A 16,968-nucleotide genomic window follows, 5' to 3' on the forward strand; every position below is an offset into this window, starting at 1 on the left:
CAGCAGGCGTTTTACAGCAGCGACAGCGGGCATGACCTGACATAAAACCGTCACAACCGCGTCATGATCTTGCCGTAGCGTGTTGGCTTTCCATTGTGGACAGCCTGCCATGTCGCTCGTCAAACGCCTCTGGCTTACCATTGCCTTCACCCTGCTCAGCCTGGTGCTGGCACTGTCGCTGACCGGTGTGCAACTGTATTCGCTGACCCATCAATTCGAACAATACCGCCAGCGCCAGGCGCTGTCGGCCCACCTGAATCAACTGAAAGCCGCCATGCTCAGCCTGGCGCGCGCCGACCCCATGCTGGACAGCACCACCCGCCAGCTGGCCGATACCAGCCGGCAAGTGCAGCAACTGCGCGGTGACATCCTGCCTGCCCTGCCGGCCGAACGGCGCGACAGCTTCGACCAGACGCTGACCCAACGCTGGGAAGCCTTTACCCGCCAGATTGCCAGCGCGCTGAAGATTGCCGAAACCTCGCCGGAAGATGCGCTGAACATTCCGGATGCCGCCTACAAGATGCACATGTTGCCGCTGATCGCCGCCATCGATCAGCAACTGCAGGCCGAGCACGATGGCCTGGCCATGGTCGAAGCCGACATGCAGGCCACGGTGGGCCGGCTGTTGTTCGCCATTCTCGGCCCGCTGGTGCTGATGGGCATCGTGGTGGTGCTGTTGCAGCTGGCGACCGCCCGCGCCCTGAAAAACCGCATCCTGATGATGTGTCAGGCTGCCGACAAGATTGCCGCCGGCAATACCGCCGCCCGCCTGCCCGACACCAGCCAGGACGAGCTTGGCCAGGCAGCCCGCCATGTCAATCTGGCACTGGACAAGCTGCTGGAGGTGATGCAGGACGTGCATGTCTCGGCCATTCATAGCGAAGGCCAGAGCCAGCAAGTCCTGGAACTGACCACCCGCGTGGTGGAACAGACGCGCCAGCAAATCCAGTATGGCGAGCAAAGCCAGCAAGTGGCCCAGCTGCTGGCCGGGCTGAGTGCCGACATCCTGCAGCAAAGCCGCGAAGCAGGCGGCCTGTCCAGCGCGCGCCTGCAGGCCAAGCTGGAAAGCACGGTGGCCGAGCTGCAAAAGCTGGGCCGCGCCGTCGAGGATATCAGCCAGCTGGGACTGCGCATTCGCGACATGGCCGAACAGAGCAGCCTGCTGGCGCACGAGGCGGCGGTGGAGGCCACCAAGGTCAGACGCATGACCGACAAGGAGCTGATTTTCTTCCGCCGCTCCGACGAACACTACCAGCGCCTGGCAGAGCGCCACCGCGACAAGCTGTCGCAACTGGGCAGTCGCCCGGAAGTGCTCGGCAGCCCCCAGGGTGAGACCACCATCCGCGCCAGCCACAGCGGACCGCATACCGCCCAGGCCCACGACGCCGGCTGATCCGGCCCCTGCACCATGAAAAACGGCAGCCATCACGGGCTGCCGTTGGTATTTACTGCGTAGCGACGGGCTGCTTACAGCACAGCCAGCGCGGCATCGTAGTCGGGTTCGCTGCCGATTTCGGCTACCAGCTCGCTGTGCAGCACGGTGTTGTCGGCATCCAGCACCACCACGGCACGGGCAGTCAGGCCGGCCAGCGGGCCGGAAGCCAGCTTCACGCCCCAGGCTTGCAGGAAGTCGGCATTGCGGAAGGTGGACAGGTTCACCACGTTCTCGATGCCTTCAGCACCGCAGAAACGCTTTTGCGCAAACGGCAGGTCAGCAGAAACGCACAGCACCACGGTGTCGGCCTTGCCGGCAGCCTTTTCGTTGAACTTGCGTACCGAAGTGGCGCAGGTGGGGGTATCCACGCTGGGGAAGATGTTGACGATTTTCTTCTTGCCGGCAAAATCAGCCAGGCTCACGTCGGCCAGATCGCCATTGGTCAGCGTCAGGGCCGGAGCCTTGTCGCCCTTGACCGGCAGGGTGCCTGCCACTTCAACCGGGTTACCGCGCAGGGTTACAGATGCCATCTTCATGTCCTTCAAGCAAGAGCGACCAATGCTGCGACCGGTCGCCGGGGGTGGAGATGCACTCAGTGTGGGGCCTGGCGGCAGAAAATCAACCCTGCCGTCAGTCAGCCTATTCTTCCAGTTTGAGTCCCAGCTCGTTCAGCACTTCACGCGCACTGCGGAAAGCCTCTACCGCCGCCGGGGCACCGCCATAGACGGCGCTGTGCAACAGCACCTCGCGGATTTCCACCAGGCTGGCACCATTATTGATGGCACCACGCACATGGCCTTTCAGCTCGGTGCTGCGCCCCAGTGCCGCCAGCATGGCGCAGGTGATCAGGCTGCGGGTTTTCAGGTCCAGCCCCTCGCGCTGCCAGGTGCTGCCCCAGGCATGCTCGTTCAGCCAGTCCTGCAAGGGGGCGGAAAAGCCATCCAGATTGCTCATGGCGCGCTCGACAAAGGCCTCACCCATGACCTGGGTGCGGCGGGCCTTGCCGGCGGCGCGGTCTTGTTCGCTCATGTCGCTTCCTTTCCAAGGTTGAAATCGGCCAGCCGTCTCAGGACAACAGGCTGCCCAGCACTTGCACCAGCCGCGCGCATTCGGCATCGGTGCCAATGCTGATACGCAGGTACTGGTTGATGCGCGGCGCAGTAAAGTGACGCACGATCACCGCCTGCTGCCGCAAGCCGTTGGCCAGCATGGCGGCATCGTGCTGCGGGTGGCGGGCAAACACGAAATTGGCCGCCGACGGTAATACCTCGAAGCCCAGCGCCTGCAATTGCGTGGTCAGCTGTGCACGCGTGCGCATCACCGCCTGGCAGGTGTGGCGGAAGTAGTCGTCATCCTCGAAGGAGGCCACCGCCCCGGCCAGCGCCAAGCGGTCCAGCGGGTAGGCGTTAAAGCTGTTCTTCACCCGCTCCAGCGCCTCGATCAGCGTGGCATCGCCCACCGCATAGCCCACGCGCAGCCCGGCCAGCGAGCGCGATTTGGACAAGGTGTGCACTACCAGCAGGTTGGGATAGTCGTCCACCAGCGCGATGGCACTCTCGCCGCCAAAATCGACATAGGCTTCGTCGATCACCACCACCTGGTCGGGATGATCATCCAGCAGCTGGCGGATGGCCGAGAGCGGCAGCAGGCGGCCGGTGGGCGCATTCGGATTGGCCAGAATCACCCCGCCGCAGGGCTGGCGGTAGTCCTCCACGCGGATGGACAGGCTGTCGTCCAGTGGCACCTGTTGCGCCTGAATGCCGAACAGGCCGCAATACACCGGGTAAAAACCATAGCTGATGTCTGGCATCAGCAAGGGTTGTTCATGCTTGAGCAGGGCCTGGAACACGATGCCCAGCACCTCGTCCGAGCTGTTACCCACGAACACCTGCGGGCGACTGACACCGTGGTAGCTGGCAATGGCGTCCTTCAGCTTGTCGCCGCTGGGGTCCGGGTACAGGCGCAAGCTATCGTCGGTGGCGGCACGGATGGCCTCCAGCACCCTGGGCGACGGCCCGTAGGGGTTTTCATTGGTATTGAGCTTGATCAGCGTATCCAGCTTGGGTTGCTCGCCCGGCACATAGGGCGTGAGCTGATGGACCACCGGACTCCAGAAACGACTCATGATTCAACCTTTCCCGGCCACGACCCGCGCAGCCTGTAGTTCATTGAGAGCGGCTAACAAAATAGCATCGCGTCCCTGATGCAAGGCGCGCCGACGCAGACAGTGCAGGGTGCGACGACGCAGTTTTTTCAGCGGCTGTTAACGTCCTGCGCTACGCGCCGACAACAACACACCACCCAGAATGGCAGCAATCCCCAGCAGGTGATAAGCATGAATGGCCTCACCCAATAGCAGCATGGACAACACGGCACCAAAGGCTGGCATCAGGTGGATGAAACTGCCCGCCCGCGCCGCCCCCACCCGCGCCACGCCCTGATTATAAAAATGATAAGCCAGCACCGAAGGCAGGGTGCCGACGTAAGCAAAACTCGCCAGCGTGGTGACACTCAGCAGCGGCCGCCGCCCCTGGGCATATTCCAGCAAAAACAGCGGCAGGATGGCCAGCAGGCCGATGGCCACCAGCAGGGTCAGCAAGCCCAGGCGGTCCAGCCCGGCGGGCAGGCCACGCAGCAAAAGGGTGTAGACGGCCCAGGCCAGCATGGCGCAGAACACCAGCGCATCGCCGTGATTGATATCCAGCGTCAGCAAGCGTGCCGGTTCGCCATGCGCCACCAGCAGCAACACCCCGGCAAAGGACAACAGCACGGCAGCCAGCTGGCCCCGATTAAGCGGCAGCTGGAAAAACACTGCGCCCAACAGCACGATCAGGATGGGAATGAAGGAATTGAGCAGCACGCCATTGGTGGCGCTGGTGGACTGCAAACCCAGATAAACCAGCGAATTGAAACTGGCAATGCCCAGCAAGGCCAGCAGGATGATGCGGCGCCAGTGTGGCTGCCACAAGGGGCGCTGCGCCAGCATGGGCTTGAGGCCGACAGGCAGCAACACCAGCAGCGCAATCAACCAGCGGCCAAAAGCCAGGGTCAACGGTGGAATGCTGGCATGGACGGCACGGCCCAAGACGAAGTTGCCAGCCCAGAACAGGGCGGCCAGGCTAAGCAGACAGTAAGCGGCAGTGTGGGAAGAACGTGGTGAATTCATGGTTTCAACCATGCCATGCCGGGCGGAAGGCTGGCAACTGTTTTGCGGCGCAACATTTCAATCAAACTGAACAGCCTGCTGCAGACAAGGCTTTTACTGGCTTTATGCTACCTGGCTGGTGAATGCACGGCATATTCGACTCAGGATATTGTCGCTAAGAATTTACGCGGCCAACGCAGCATTACCCCGTGGCGCGCGCCGCTGTAGCCGGGATTGGGCAAGGTTTTAAGCCGCCGCTCTGTTTGAGCCATTCGACGTTAGCGAATGGCGAGTTCGGCGGCGCCTTGCCCGGCCCGGAAAGAGCGGGAATTCGCGCAACCCGGGGTCGCCTGGGGGTGCAGGGGGGCTGGCGACGCAGCTCCCCTGCCTGCGCGGCGGGCAGCCCCGCCACGTAAACACGCGGCGCGCGCCACGGGGATTGGGGCGCATCACATCACGGTTGGCATCGACACGACGCCTGTTGTCTGCATCGCAGGCAGGCAAAAAAAAACCGGAGCCGTAGCCCCGGTCAACGACATCCCCCACGAGATGTATTCCCCATCAACAAACTGCAAGGCGCTGCCGCGGCCACCGCCATGGCGAGCCGGACAGCATCCAGTCAGAAGCAGTCAGCATAAGCGGGCGCTGAGGGTCTGTCGATGGATTTGTGAAATATTTCCAACACAATTGATCAAACATTATTGTATACAATCATACAAACAAGCACTTACTGTGCAATATCAAGATTTATCGCTATTGTTTGATCAAATAATACAATCACTTGCGCAACAGCCGCCCCGCCGCCACCGGCAAAGGCCGCCGCCGATGAGCACGCGGCAAGGCCCTGGCCCGCGTGCAAAATGTTAAACAAATGCCACAGTCAGCTGGCCAGCGCCGTCAGCCGCGGCAGCTGCTCTGCCGCATGGAAGCGCCCCTTGCCATCACGCGCCACCCGCGCCAGTGCATGCTGCGGGTCGTGGGTGAAAAACAGCCGGCCTTGCCGGGTGAGCAAATCATCCAGCAAGCCACGCTTTTCATCGATCAGCTGTTCCGGAAAACGGTCGTAACCCATGGTGATGGGCACATGCACCCAGGACGCGCCGGGGATGAGGTCGGCGGCATACACCACCGGCCCGCCTTCCAGCGGAATCTCGGTCAGCAGCATGCCGGGGGTATGGCCATCGCTCAGATGAAAACGGTAATCCGCTGGCAGGCAGTCTGGTGTTTCGCCGTCGGTCAGCACCAGCCGGCCACTGTTTTCCAGCAGGGTAATCAGTTCGGGAATGAAGGACGCACGGTCGCGCGCATGCGGCTCTTTGGCCCGCTGCCAGGCACTGCGGCTGACCACGAACTGCGCCTTGGGAAACAGCAGCCGCGCCGGGCCGCCATCCCAGGCCGCCAGCAGGCCGCCGACATGATCGAAATGCAGATGGGACAGCACCACCACGTCGATATCTTCGTGGCTGCAGCCGGCAGCGGCCAGATTGTCCAGCAGCACATGGCCGTCTTCCACCACGCCGTAGCGGGTTTTCAGCTCCGGGGCAAAAAAGGCACCAATGCCGGCTTCCAGCAGAATGCGACGGCCATCGTCCTCGCGCACCAGCAGGCAGCGACAGGCCAGCGGTACGCGATGTTGCTCGTCCGGGGCCAGCCACTGGCTCCACATGGCGCGCGGCGCATTGCCGAACATGGCGCCGCCGTCCAGTTTCTGGGAATTGCCAAGCAGGGAAGTCAGGGTACGCATGGGTGCTCCGCTCAAGATGCAGTGCCGATGATTATCAAGCAAGCGCTCGGTTCTGTCACCCGCTTTGCATGGCCACGGTCAGCCGCTCAGCCCCTCGTCGCCATGGCCGATAAACAAGGCCTCCTGTTCCACCTTCAGCTGGCGCTCCAGCATGGCGGCGCACAGATCGGCCAGCATGGGCGGCAGCGGCAGGCGGGCCAGCCTGGCCAGTGCCTGCTGGTCTTCCTCTTTCAGCGGCTGGCCACCATGCGCCAGCGTCAGCTCGTCCGCCTGCATGCGCCAGGGCTGCCAGGCGCAGCCGGCCTGCCCGGCCAGCTCGCCCACCTGCAGGGCGATGGCCACCCCGGCCGGATCCAGGTCGCAGGCCACTTGCACCGGCAAGCGTAATACCGCCAGCAGATGGCCCACCGCGGCCAGCCAGCGCCGGTGCGGGTAACCCGGCACCCAGATGGTGAGTACCGGTTCGGCCTGCCGGGTCAGCACCTCGAACACGCTGAGGTTTTCCACAATACGCACCATCTGTACCGTGCCGCGGACGGCATCCACCTGTTGCAGTGCTTCCGGCGCCAGCGCCAGCCCGCTTTGCAACAAGGCAGCCGACAACAAGGGCTGACCCGCAGCATAGAGTGTCAACGCGCCGGACAGGAAAACGTGCGGGGTATGGCGCGAGATGCCACAGGCTTCCAGCGCAATGCCGAATTCGGCCAGCCAGCGCCGGTCGGCCTCGCCAAAAGCCTTGCTGCGGCCCAGCGCATATTGGGAAAACTGCCGTTCCGTACCCCACAGCCCGGCTGTCAGCCAGCCATCCAGCGCCTGGGCGATTTTCAGCCGTCGCTCCAGCGTGGACGATTGCAGGCGCTGGGCCAGGCTGGCGGCCAGCGCTTGCAGTTGTGGATTTTGCGGCTGCCAGCCGCGCCACAGTTGCACCACCTCGTCGCGTGCGTCGGCATCCGGCAGGCCGATCAGGCTGCGCAACTGGTACACCTCGCGCCAGCTGACCCAGAACGGCTCCCACTGGCCTGGCCGGCCGGGTTCGGCATGCAGCTCCACCTCGCACCAGCCGCATTCCAGCAAGCGGCGCAGCAAGTCTTCGGCCTGGGCCGCATCACCACTTTGCGCCAGCAGGGTGGTCCAGCGCTGGCGCATCACGCGCAGGGCCAGCCAGCGCTGCAGCAGGGCCTGGTCGGCCTGCGGCAACAGTAGCGGCGTGGCCGCCAGGGTGGGTTGTAGCAGCAGATGATGGCCGCGTGCGCCAATGGGCAGGCGTTCGACCAGTTCCGGGGAAATACGGGCTAACCAGCTGGACATGGGGTTCTGCCAGAGTTGGGGGTGAGAAGAGTAGACCGCCGGCAGCAAACAAGTTTCCTGCCGGCGTGATGGCATCAGGCCTGCGTATCTGCGGGTGGCGCATCCACCCGGCGGCGGGTTTGCAGGATGGGCGGGGCCCACTGCTCGCCCGGCCGCTTCTTGCGGGTGGCCAGCGTCAGTTCCGACGGGGCAAAGATATTGATGTTATGGGTGTTGGGCGTGGTGATCAGATACTGCGCCTCGGTGGCCTTGAGGAAGCCCGCCACCCGGTCGATGTTGAAAATATCCAGGTGAGCAAACGGCTCGTCGATAAACACAAAACCGGACGGATTAGCCTCATCCATCATCAGGCCAATCAGCAGAATCAATGACTTCATCACCTGCTGGCCGCCGGACGCCTCGCCGTCGTTCATGCCCATCAGGCCCTTCTGGTCGAAGTTGAAGCGCAGCGTCAGCCCGGCTTGCGCCAGCGCGGCGTCGTCGTTTTCCAGTGAGGGCAGTTCCACATCCACGCCAATGCCAGCCAGCTCGCCCAGGCGCTTGATATTGGCACCATAAGCCCGCACCGTGGCGCGCAGCTTGCCCATATAGGCGGCGCGGGCGTCGTCGGTGAGTTCGCGCGAGCGGTCCACTTCGCTCTGGCGGCGCTGACGTTCGCGGTCGATCTGCGCCAGGTCGTCGGCCAGCTTGTCGCGCAGCGCCAGCACGGCTTCGTCGGTTTCCCATTCGCCGCCTTGCAGGCGCTCTTGCAGATAATTCAACTGATGGCGCGCATCGGCGGCGCTTTCGTATTCCTCTTCCAGCGCGGCCACATGCTCGGCGGCCAAGGCATCGGCCGGCAGACGACCAGCCCACTCGCGCAGTTCGGCCAGCAGGCGGCGCAGCTGGCGGCGGCTGTTTTCCACCTCCTGACGCTTGCCGTCGTAACGCGACAGGCTTTCCTGTTCGCGCTGGCAAATGCGGTCGTGCTCCAGCCGCGCATCGCTATATCGCTGGTCTGCCGCATCCTTGGTGGCACTGGCTTCGGCCAGTTGTGCGCCCAGTTCCTGCTGCTGCGCTTGCAGGCTATCCAGCCGGGCGGCCAGGGCGGCGAATTCTTCGGCACGGCTGTCCAGCTGACGGATGGCATCCATGCCGCCCAGATACTCGGCCAGCCCAGCCGCCTCGCGGCTAATGGCCACCAGTTTTTCTTCATCGGCCAGAATGCGCACATTCAGCTGCTTCAGCTCATCGCGCAGTGCCAGCAGACGCGACTGGCGCGCGCCTTCGCCAAAGGCGAACTCATGCGCGGCCACGCCAATATGGCGCGCACCACGGCGTTCGCGGAAATAGCCGTCGCGGGTAATCCAGTCGCCATCAACGCCTGCGCCCGCCTGGGCGTTTTCCACCCGATTGACCTTGTTCAGCTGCTGATACAGCCAGTCCGGGGCATTGGCGGAAAAGCGGATCACTTCCAGCAGGCTGCCCTTGCGTGCTGGCGGCGGGCTGCTGCGCTCCGGCACCACAAAATGGCGGAAACGCAGTTTTTCGCCCAAGCGCCAGGCTTCACCCTTTTGCTGCGGATTTTCCAGCAGCACCACATGGCGGTAGGGGCGCAGCATGGCCTCCACCGCGCCCTGCCAGCCAGCGTCCATCACCTCGATGATGTCGGACAGCATGGCGTGGCCGATATTGGCCTCATCCAGCGCAGCCTTGAACTGACGTACTTCTTCCGGCGAACGGCCACGGCCGATTTCCAGCGCCTCGACATGGTTTTTCAGGTCGACGCGCTGGCGGTTCAGCTCACGCAGGCCGTCTTTCAGTTGCTCGGCCTCGCCGCGCAAGCCGGACAGCTTGTCGGACAGCGCGGCGGCATCGGCACCGTATTCGCGGCTGGCCAGCGCTTGCAGGCGGTCGCGCTCCTTCAACTGGCCGCTGACGCTGGCATGTTCGGCCTTGGCGGCCATGAACTGCTCTTGCGCCTGCAAACGAGCCTGCTCGGCGGCCTGACGTGCTGCGCCAGCGGCCACTTCGGCCGCCTTGAGCTTGGCCACCAGTTGCAGGGTGTCGTGATGCTCGCGCCGGGTACGGCTGAGCTGGCCGTAGGCGGCGCGGTAGTTTTGCCAGGTCTGGCCCAGCGCGCTTTTGCCATCCAGATAGGCCAGCACCGGCAAGGCTTCGTCCTGCAGGCGGCGAATGGTCTGGCTGAGTTGACGCCATTCCAGAAAACGCCCGGCGCGGGTTTTCATGGTTTCCACCCGCGCTTCCAGCGCTTCCTCCTGCCGGGTGAGCGCTTCCAGTTCCAGCTCGGTGGCGCGTTGTTCATCACGGGCGCGTTGGTAGTTGTCCAGCACGTCCTTGTCGCCGAATACCTGGAACACCAGGTCCAGCAATTGTTTGGGGCTGTATTCGGTCAGCTTGTCGGTATCGCCCTGCTCCAGCGCCAACACCTCGCCCACTGCCGGGGTGAGGCCAGCCACTTCCAGGCGGCGACGGTATTCCTGTACGCCCAGCCATTGCGCTTGCGCTTCGGCCAGTTCCAGCGGCACATCACCATCCAGAATGGCGTAATGGCGCACCCAGTCGCCGCCCTGCTTCTTGATACGGCACAGCAGCGTCACCGCCTCGCTGACGATGGGAAAGAAGGGGGTGGGATACAGGCCGCCCGATGGACGGCGCGGGTTGTCCACCACGCCGCGCAGATAGGCAAAGGGCTCGCGGTTGTTGCGCACATAGCGCTTGTAGTCGCGCTTGCCGGAGCATTTGATGGCCAGCAGGGTGCGCATGGCATCCAGCAAGGTGGTCTTGCCCGAACCATTGGGGCCGATGATGGTGACAATCTGCGCGTCCAGCGGCACCGCCAGCCGTTGCCAGAAGTCCCAGTGCACCATTTCTACCGATTTCATCTGGAACATCAGCGGTCTTCCTCTTGCGCGGGGGCTTGTGTGTCGTCTTCGGGGCCTTCAACAGCAGCGAACAGGCTGGTGCCATCATCCACCACCGTGGGCTGTACTGCCTGGGCAATGGCGCTGGCGGTCTTGTCGGCCAGGGCGTCGGCGGCCTGGCTGCGGCGCTGGCCCAGTACCTCGGACAGCGCACCTTCGATGATGCGTGGAGCCAGCTGGCTGTAGTCGATCATCAGATCCAGCATCGGGCCTTCATCCAGCCACTTGTTACGGCGCACCACAAAGCCCAGGTTCACCAGCCGGCCCAGATTGGCATTGAAGCGGGTACGGCCGCCCAGCGCCTTGCCAAAGTCGGCATACAGCGCGTCTTCCGACACGCCGGTAGACACGCCCTCGCCGGTTTCCAGCGGCTTTTGCGCGCCGAACATATCGCTCTGGTTTTCGCGCCCGGCTTCCACGCGGGCAATCTGCCGTTCGCGCTTGGGCAGGATGATCAGCGCCCACAGGATGACCAGCAGCGCCACGCCATCGCGCGGCAGGCCCAGATTATTGTTCAGCCAGGCTTCGCCGCTGCCGAATACCGGCTCGGTCATCTCCGGCAGCAGCGCCACCGCAATGTATTCGGCGTAGGGGTTCTCCACCAGGCGCAGGCCGACATCGGCCAGCCGCTTGTCCAGCTCCTGGCGGAAAAGGTCATCCAGCAGCGCCTTGCGCGCCAGCGCATCGCCGCGCGGCACCACGCGCTGCGCCAGCAGGCGGGCGGTGAGGGTTTTCAGTTGCTGTTCCATGGCTCAATTCGGGGGATGAGGAAGCAGCCGCGCGTCAGACAGCGTGGCGACTTCCGGGTGTTCGGGTTCAATCACGGCTTCGCCGCCGTGCAGGGTGAACGGCAATTTGGCCAGCGCCGCCACAATGCTGGCATCGCCATGGCTTTCCGGGTCGCCAATCAGCGACAGCAGCGACAGCCGGTAGGCGGTTTCGTTGTAGCTGTCGGCCAGCACTGCCTGCCGGATGGGGATGTGGTCCGCCCCGCTCTCGCCCAGTTGCAGGCCCAGGGTCAGCAATTCGTCGTACATGGCCTCGGCGGCAAACAGGCGCTCTACTTCCAGCTCGCCGGACAGGGGCGCGGCCACGCTGCCGGGCAAGGTGGTATTGCCGGCCTTGGCACGTTCGCGCGCCAGCAGCTCGAATTCCGCCATGTCGGCCAGTTCCGGCGTGGCAATGAAGGCCGGTTCCGGGTTGATGGACAGGCAGCCGCTCAACTGATCGGCCAGCTGGCCCACCGCCTGACGGCGCAGCCAGTCGGCAATATCGGTGGAAGTCAGGCCGGAGCTGCCCAGATGCACGCGCTGCGCCGCCAGTTGCGCCAGACGGCGCTCGAAGGTACCGGCCAGCGCCAGCATGCGGCTTTGTGCCAAGGCGACCGCCTGCGCCTGGTTCAGCGCGGACAGGCTGAGGGTGTCGTCAGCGGTGAGGCTGCGGATCACTTCTGTCGATTTGGCCACCCAGCGCCACACGGCTTCCAGCCGGTGCTGCGCAGCGCGGATGCGGAATTCCGATTGCGATTCCAGCGCTTCGGCAAACTCGCCATACAGCTCGTTCAGTCGCGCCAGCAAATGCTTGAGCGCGTCATCGGACAACTGCCCCACCGCCTGCCCGGCCGCCACCTGGCTGGTGAGGTAGCCTAGTTCGACATCATCACCGGCAAAATCAATCAAGGTGGCCAGCGCGGCCAGCGCCACGCGTGCGCCTTCGGACAGCTGGTACTGGCCGCCATCGCTGTCGTATACCAGCAATTCGCCCTCGCGCAGGCGGCCCAGAATGGTGGCCAGCTTGGTGTCGTTGAGGTAGGCAAAACGCTGGGCGATTTCCTGCGGGGTCCAGCGCGGCGCATCGGCGCGGCTGCCCAGCTCGCGCAGCACCAGGAGGCGCATCAGCACCTCCTCGTCACCCCCACGAAACAGGGTCACGAAGACAGACAGATAAGGCCAGGCCTGTTGCAGGCGATTGACGCCGGACAGCGAATCCGGCGCGATGCCCGGCTGGAAAAAGTCGGCGAGCGATTCCAATGACATTCCGGCATGAGAAAACAAAAGCGGATTGTCCAAGGCCGGGCGGGGGTAAGTCAACGCATCTTGCATGACTGGGGGTGCGTACCAGACCACGGCACGCACCCCATGCTCAGGCAGCTGACGGTTGTATTTGCGGTGTACGTCGGCTTTGCGCGATATAGGCCAGGGCGGCCAGGCTGATCAGGGTGGTGAACATCAGGTAAAAGCTGGGTGCCTGATTGCTGCCGGTGGCGCTGATCAGCCACACGATGATGGCCGGGGCAAAACCGCCAAACACCGTCACCCCTACGTTGTAGCCAATGGCCATGCCGGTGGCACGGGTGGCAGGCGGGAAGATTTCCGACATCAGCGCGGGCAAGGCGCCAAAGTAAATGGACTTGAGCAAGGCCAGCCAGCCCACCAGCACATACAGCGCCCAGGCACTGCCGCTCACTGACACATACAAAAACACCGGGTAAATGGTGAGGGCAAACAGCAGCCCGGCCACAGTCATTTGCTTGAGCCGCCCGATGCGGTCGGACAGCCAGCCAGAAAACGGCGTCACCACGGTGAGAATCACCCCGGCCAGCATGCTGGCGGCAAAACCGGTGGCGGCATCCATTTTCAGCTGGCGGATGGCAAAGGTGGGCACGTATTGCAGCATGTAATTGACGGCGGTGGACACGGTAATCACCCCGATGGCCGCCAGCACCATGCTTTTCTGGCTTAGCAGGACATCCCGCACCGGTGTGGCGGTGTGCGCGGCCTGCTTGAAGCTGGGCGCATCGTCCAGATAACGCCGCATCAGCAAACCGGCCGGGCCAATCAGCAAACCAAAGAAGAAGGGAATGCGCCAGCCCCAGGCCAGCAGTTCTTCCTGCGTCAGCAGCTTGACCAGGGCATAGCCAAACAGCGAAGCAAACAAGGTGGCCAGGCCCTGGGTGGCAAACTGCCAGCTGGCCAGAAACCCGCGGCGGTGCGGCGCATGTTCGATCAGCATGGCGGTGGACGCGCCAAACTCGCCGCCGGCGGAAAAGCCCTGAATCAGCCGCGCCAGAAAAATGCCGATGGGCGCGGCCACGCCGATCTGCGCATAGGTGGGCAGCAAGGCGATGATGGCGGTGCCCACCATCATCAGGCTGACTGTCAGCAGCAGCGCGGCCTTGCGGCCATGGCGGTCTGCATAGCTGCCCAGCACCACCCCGCCCAGCGGCCGGATCAGGTAGGAGGCCCCAAACGAACCGAAGGTCAGCAGCATGGAGGCGGTTTCATTACCCGCCGGGAAAAAGTGATGGGCAATATGGACGGCGAAAAAAAGCATAGATGGCAATATCAAACCATTCCAGCGCATTGCCGATGGAAGTGGCCAGCACAATGCGGGTCAGGCTGAGCGGTTTGCGTTCAGACATGCGCTGCTCCAGTGAAAGATGCGCGTTGCGCAATGATCTGACTGCCCTGCTCGCCCAGGTCCCACCAGATGCCCGCCATCAGTGCCAGCGCCTCGCGTGCCACCGGTGCCAGCAAGTGTTCGTTGGGCGCATGCTGGCCGCAGCCAGGATAGGAATGTGGCAACCACAAGGTGGGCAGCCCCAGGATGTCGGCAAAGGCATCGTTGGGCACCGTGCCCCCCAGGTTGGGCAGCAAGGCCGCCTGCTTGTCGGTACTGTGACGGATGGAGGTCAGCGCCCATGTCACCCAGGGGTCGTCCAGCCTCAGCCGGGTCGCCGGCGTGGCGGACAACACGCGAACCTGCACCTGCCCCAGCCCGTGCCGCTGCAAATGCGACTCGATATGCTGGCGGGTATTGCGCCAATCCGTCCCCACTACAAAGCGCAGTTGGCAAACAGCCTTGGCGCTGGGCGGGATGGCATTCACCGGCTTGCGGGCATTGCCGGATTCCAAGGCCAGCACTTCCAGCGCGTTCCAGCCTATCACCCGCTCCAGCGGGCTCAGACCGGGCTCGCCCCAGTCGCTGTCTACCGTCGGGCTGTCCGGCTCCCCGCCCAGGGTCAGGCCAGCCAATGCCCGCCTCACCTCCTCTTCCAGTGGCGGCGGGCGCAAGCCCGGCACTTGAATCACCCCATGTGCATCCACCAGGCTGGCCAGCGCATGGGCCAGCACCAGCGCCGGGTTACGCAGCGCTCCGCCCCAATTGCCGGAATGGTGGCCGCTTTCGCGCAATATCAGCTGTAATTCAAACACCACGCTGCCGCGTGAACCCAGAAACAGCGTCGGCCGCTCGGCACTGACACGCGGTCCGTCCGAGGCGATAAAGACATCCGCCCGCAAGGCCGCTTGTTCGATCTGGCAAATCTCGCGCAAACCAGGCGAGCTGATTTCCTCGCCGCTCTCGAACAGGAAGCTGCAGTTAAAGCCCAAACGGCCACCGCGCTGCGCGTACACCGCCGCCAGCGCGGCCAGATTGATACTGTGCTGGCCCTTGTTATCCGCCGTGCCACGGCCATACCAGCGTTCGCCCTCGCTAGCCACCCGCCATGGACTGAGCCCGGCGCGCCAGTGCGACTCGTCGCCACGCACCACATCGGCATGACCGTAGCTGAGCACGGTGGGCAGATAGTCCGCCTCATGCCGCCTGGCCAGCAAAAAAGGCGCCAGCGGTGCCACCGGATTGTCCAGCAGCCGGCAGGAAAATCCCATCTCCTGCAGTGCCGGGATGATTTCCTGCTGGAAATAGGCGATTTGGGTATCAGCCTGTACCGGATTCTGGCTTTCGGTATGAAAGGCGACACGGCGTTGCAAATCCCCCAGCAAGCCTCCCTGATCGAAATACGCCTGTGCTCTGGCAATGGCATGGCTACGTTGCGCATACATCTGAGTCATTAGCAGTTACCTCGCACCTTGTTTAAGGTTGAATAACTGGCACAGTCTATGGAAGGTAATACCTTGATGACTATTGACATTATTGCCATTTCAGCAAGTGGCATTGCCTAAAACGCAAAGGAGAGGGCGGTATGTTGCATGGCATTGCACTGAAGTATTTTGTTGAAGTCGCACGCTGCGGTTCATTGGCCGCCGCTTCGGAAAACCTGCAAGTGGCGGTATCCGCCATCAGCCGGCAAATCAGCAAACTGGAGCAGGAAACCGGCACCCCGCTGTTTGAGCGCCTGCCACGCGGCATGGTGCTGACCGAGGCCGGGCAGCTACTGGCCGAGCATGCACGCCGCACCTTGCTGGATGCCCAGAGCGTGCTGGGAGAAATCTCCTCACGCCATGCCACCAGCAACGGCCTGGTACGGCTGGCGTGTACCGATGGTTTCGCTCACGTTTTTCTACCCGATGTCATGATGACTTATCACCGGCTCTACCCCCAGATTCGCTTTGTTTTGCAGAGCGGTATTCCGGAACAGGTGCGCCACTGGGTGGAAACCGGAGCGGCCGATATCGGGCTGGGTTTTGCCATGGAAAACACGCATGGAATTGAGCTGATACTGCAAAGCTGCGCGCCGGTGTGTGCCCTGCTGCGCCCCGGCCATCCCCTGGCCGGACAAGCGCTGCTGACCCTGGCGGATCTGACACGCTTTCCGCTGGCCATTCTGGAAAGGGGCAATACCGTGCGCCAGCTGCTGGAATGGAGCTTTGCGGCCCAGGGCAAAGTATTTGAACCCCTGCTCAGCAGCGATCACACCAGCACCCTGCATCGCTTTGCCACCCACACCGACACCATTGCGCTGGGCAGCCGCCTGGCGATTCACGGCCTGCCGGATGGTGCCAGCTTGCTGGCCAAGAACATTGATGAACCGCTGCTGCAACAACGGCAGCTGCAACTGATGACCATGAAAGCCCGCCGCCTGCCCGCCGCGGTCAGCACCTTCTTGCGGCTGCTGGAATGCCAGCTGCAGCAGGCGCTGCAAGCGTGAAGCAGCCCTGTATTTCTGCAAGAGCACTCACAGCCCTGCGCTGCAGATCAAGAGCGGCCAACCAAATAGCGTAATGCCCTGCGACACACCACCGTGCAATGCGACAGGGACACCGGACCGGTGTCCCTGCTGTTATTGAACAGTATGTTTTTCCGCAGCATTCCTTAGCCTTATCCCTAATCCATCTTCATCCACTACTCAAATTCGATATTTCACCAGACAGACTCCTCCCTGTCTGATTGGCAGCACTCAGCACTCGCCTTAATGATTGCCATTGTCATGACCTTTGCTGCGCAGCCCTGCGCCGCGCCGGCTCAATCCGCCTCCCGGCAGCTGCCGCGACCGCAATCCACCACAGCAAGGACCCGCCACGCAAACGCCAGATACACCAAGCAGCACGCCACCCGCCACCCCAGCAGGAGACCAGCATGAGACCGGAGAATCCGCTCACCACTCGCCAGATCATGAGCAAAGACAATCTCTCTGCCACCAGCATGCTCAATAGCAAGCCCAACTCGGTGT

General features: G+C 63.2%; 14 protein-coding genes. 2 read left to right on the forward strand and 12 right to left on the reverse strand.

Annotated elements, in window-relative coordinates; all coding sequences use genetic code 11:
• Positions 1–109 precede the first annotated feature (109 nt).
• Positions 110–1,393 carry a HAMP domain-containing protein gene (locus DFR38_RS06340; protein ID WP_059285702.1) on the forward strand — a complete coding sequence of 428 codons (1,284 nt, stop codon included), beginning with the start codon at positions 110–112 and terminating at the stop codon, positions 1,391–1,393.
• 74 nt (positions 1,394–1,467) lie between these two features.
• Here the strand turns inward: DFR38_RS06340 and tpx are convergent, their stop codons facing one another.
• The 12 genes from tpx to DFR38_RS06395 all read right to left on the reverse strand — a co-directional run bounded on the left by tpx (position 1,468) and on the right by DFR38_RS06395 (position 15,409).
• Entirely contained in the window at positions 1,468–1,965 is a 498-nt protein-coding gene (gene tpx, locus DFR38_RS06345; protein WP_059285720.1) for a thiol peroxidase, read from the reverse strand.
• A 109-nt stretch (positions 1,966–2,074) separates the two neighbouring features.
• Entirely contained in the window at positions 2,075–2,464 is a 390-nt protein-coding gene (locus DFR38_RS06350) for a carboxymuconolactone decarboxylase family protein (protein WP_045847912.1), read from the reverse strand.
• A 37-nt stretch (positions 2,465–2,501) separates the two neighbouring features.
• Positions 2,502–3,560, reverse strand: coding sequence for a histidinol-phosphate transaminase (gene hisC / locus DFR38_RS06355; RefSeq protein WP_059285701.1), 1,059 nt, complete (start codon positions 3,558–3,560; stop codon positions 2,502–2,504).
• A gap of 138 nt (positions 3,561–3,698) precedes the next feature.
• Entirely contained in the window at positions 3,699–4,601 is a 903-nt protein-coding gene (locus DFR38_RS06360; RefSeq protein ID WP_059285719.1) for a DMT family transporter, read from the reverse strand.
• Between the two features lie 859 nt (positions 4,602–5,460).
• On the reverse strand, positions 5,461–6,324 hold the full coding sequence (locus DFR38_RS06365; protein ID WP_110313154.1) for an MBL fold metallo-hydrolase: 864 nt from the start codon (positions 6,322–6,324) through the stop codon (positions 5,461–5,463).
• Between the two features lie 78 nt (positions 6,325–6,402).
• On the reverse strand, positions 6,403–7,632 hold the full coding sequence (locus DFR38_RS06370; protein ID WP_110313155.1) for a DUF2399 domain-containing protein: 1,230 nt from the start codon (positions 7,630–7,632) through the stop codon (positions 6,403–6,405).
• 74 nt (positions 7,633–7,706) lie between these two features.
• Complete coding sequence (locus tag DFR38_RS06375; RefSeq protein ID WP_110313156.1) at positions 7,707–10,526, reverse strand: ATP-binding protein; 2,820 nt, start codon at positions 10,524–10,526, stop codon at positions 7,707–7,709.
• On the reverse strand, positions 10,526–11,305 hold the full coding sequence (locus DFR38_RS06380; protein WP_059284488.1) for a hypothetical protein: 780 nt from the start codon (positions 11,303–11,305) through the stop codon (positions 10,526–10,528). The genes DFR38_RS06375 and DFR38_RS06380 overlap by 1 nt, the downstream gene beginning before the upstream one ends.
• Positions 11,306–11,308: 3 nt before the next feature.
• Positions 11,309–12,592, reverse strand: a complete 1,284-nt coding sequence (locus DFR38_RS06385) for a hypothetical protein (RefSeq protein ID WP_059284487.1) — start codon at positions 12,590–12,592, stop codon at positions 11,309–11,311.
• 106 nt (positions 12,593–12,698) lie between these two features.
• Positions 12,699–13,826, reverse strand: a complete 1,128-nt coding sequence (locus DFR38_RS06390; protein ID WP_204377392.1) for an MFS transporter — start codon at positions 13,824–13,826, stop codon at positions 12,699–12,701.
• A gap of 13 nt (positions 13,827–13,839) precedes the next feature.
• Positions 13,840–13,977, reverse strand: coding sequence for a hypothetical protein (locus DFR38_RS21425; RefSeq protein ID WP_204377391.1), 138 nt, complete (start codon positions 13,975–13,977; stop codon positions 13,840–13,842).
• On the reverse strand, positions 13,970–15,409 hold the full coding sequence (locus DFR38_RS06395; protein WP_059284486.1) for a M20 family metallopeptidase: 1,440 nt from the start codon (positions 15,407–15,409) through the stop codon (positions 13,970–13,972). Before DFR38_RS06395 ends, DFR38_RS21425 begins: the two co-directional genes overlap by 8 nt.
• A 131-nt stretch (positions 15,410–15,540) precedes the next feature.
• On the opposite strand from DFR38_RS06395, the gene DFR38_RS06400 reads away from it, so the two are divergent.
• The gene (locus DFR38_RS06400) at positions 15,541–16,446 is read left to right on the forward strand and encodes a LysR family transcriptional regulator (RefSeq protein WP_059284485.1); all 906 of its coding nucleotides are present in this window, start codon (positions 15,541–15,543) and stop codon (positions 16,444–16,446) included.
• Positions 16,447–16,968: the final 522 nt, after the last annotated feature.

This window comes from Aquitalea magnusonii, assembly GCF_003202035.1.
Classification (GTDB): domain Bacteria; phylum Pseudomonadota; class Gammaproteobacteria; order Burkholderiales; family Chromobacteriaceae; genus Aquitalea; species Aquitalea magnusonii.

What these genes read in the sequence shown, in the direction of transcription:
- DFR38_RS06380 (WP_059284488.1), bottom strand. Translation starts at nt 11,305, where the DNA reads ATGGAACAGCAACTGAAAACCCTCACCGCCCGCCTGCTGGCGCAGCGC.
- DFR38_RS06400 (WP_059284485.1), top strand. Translation starts at nt 15,541, where the DNA reads ATGTTGCATGGCATTGCACTGAAGTATTTTGTTGAAGTCGCACGCTGC.
- DFR38_RS06375 (WP_110313156.1), bottom strand. Translation starts at nt 10,526, where the DNA reads ATGTTCCAGATGAAATCGGTAGAAATGGTGCACTGGGACTTCTGGCAA.
- DFR38_RS06360 (WP_059285719.1), bottom strand. Translation starts at nt 4,601, where the DNA reads ATGAATTCACCACGTTCTTCCCACACTGCCGCTTACTGTCTGCTTAGC.
- DFR38_RS21425 (WP_204377391.1), bottom strand. Translation starts at nt 13,977, where the DNA reads ATGTCTGAACGCAAACCGCTCAGCCTGACCCGCATTGTGCTGGCCACT.
- tpx (WP_059285720.1), bottom strand. Translation starts at nt 1,965, where the DNA reads ATGGCATCTGTAACCCTGCGCGGTAACCCGGTTGAAGTGGCAGGCACC.
- DFR38_RS06350 (WP_045847912.1), bottom strand. Translation starts at nt 2,464, where the DNA reads ATGAGCGAACAAGACCGCGCCGCCGGCAAGGCCCGCCGCACCCAGGTC.
- DFR38_RS06390 (WP_204377392.1), bottom strand. Translation starts at nt 13,826, where the DNA reads ATGCTGCTGACCTTCGGTTCGTTTGGGGCCTCCTACCTGATCCGGCCG.
- DFR38_RS06385 (WP_059284487.1), bottom strand. Translation starts at nt 12,592, where the DNA reads ATGTCATTGGAATCGCTCGCCGACTTTTTCCAGCCGGGCATCGCGCCG.
- DFR38_RS06395 (WP_059284486.1), bottom strand. Translation starts at nt 15,409, where the DNA reads ATGACTCAGATGTATGCGCAACGTAGCCATGCCATTGCCAGAGCACAG.
- DFR38_RS06365 (WP_110313154.1), bottom strand. Translation starts at nt 6,324, where the DNA reads ATGCGTACCCTGACTTCCCTGCTTGGCAATTCCCAGAAACTGGACGGC.
- hisC (WP_059285701.1), bottom strand. Translation starts at nt 3,560, where the DNA reads ATGAGTCGTTTCTGGAGTCCGGTGGTCCATCAGCTCACGCCCTATGTG.
- DFR38_RS06370 (WP_110313155.1), bottom strand. Translation starts at nt 7,632, where the DNA reads ATGTCCAGCTGGTTAGCCCGTATTTCCCCGGAACTGGTCGAACGCCTG.
- DFR38_RS06340 (WP_059285702.1), top strand. Translation starts at nt 110, where the DNA reads ATGTCGCTCGTCAAACGCCTCTGGCTTACCATTGCCTTCACCCTGCTC.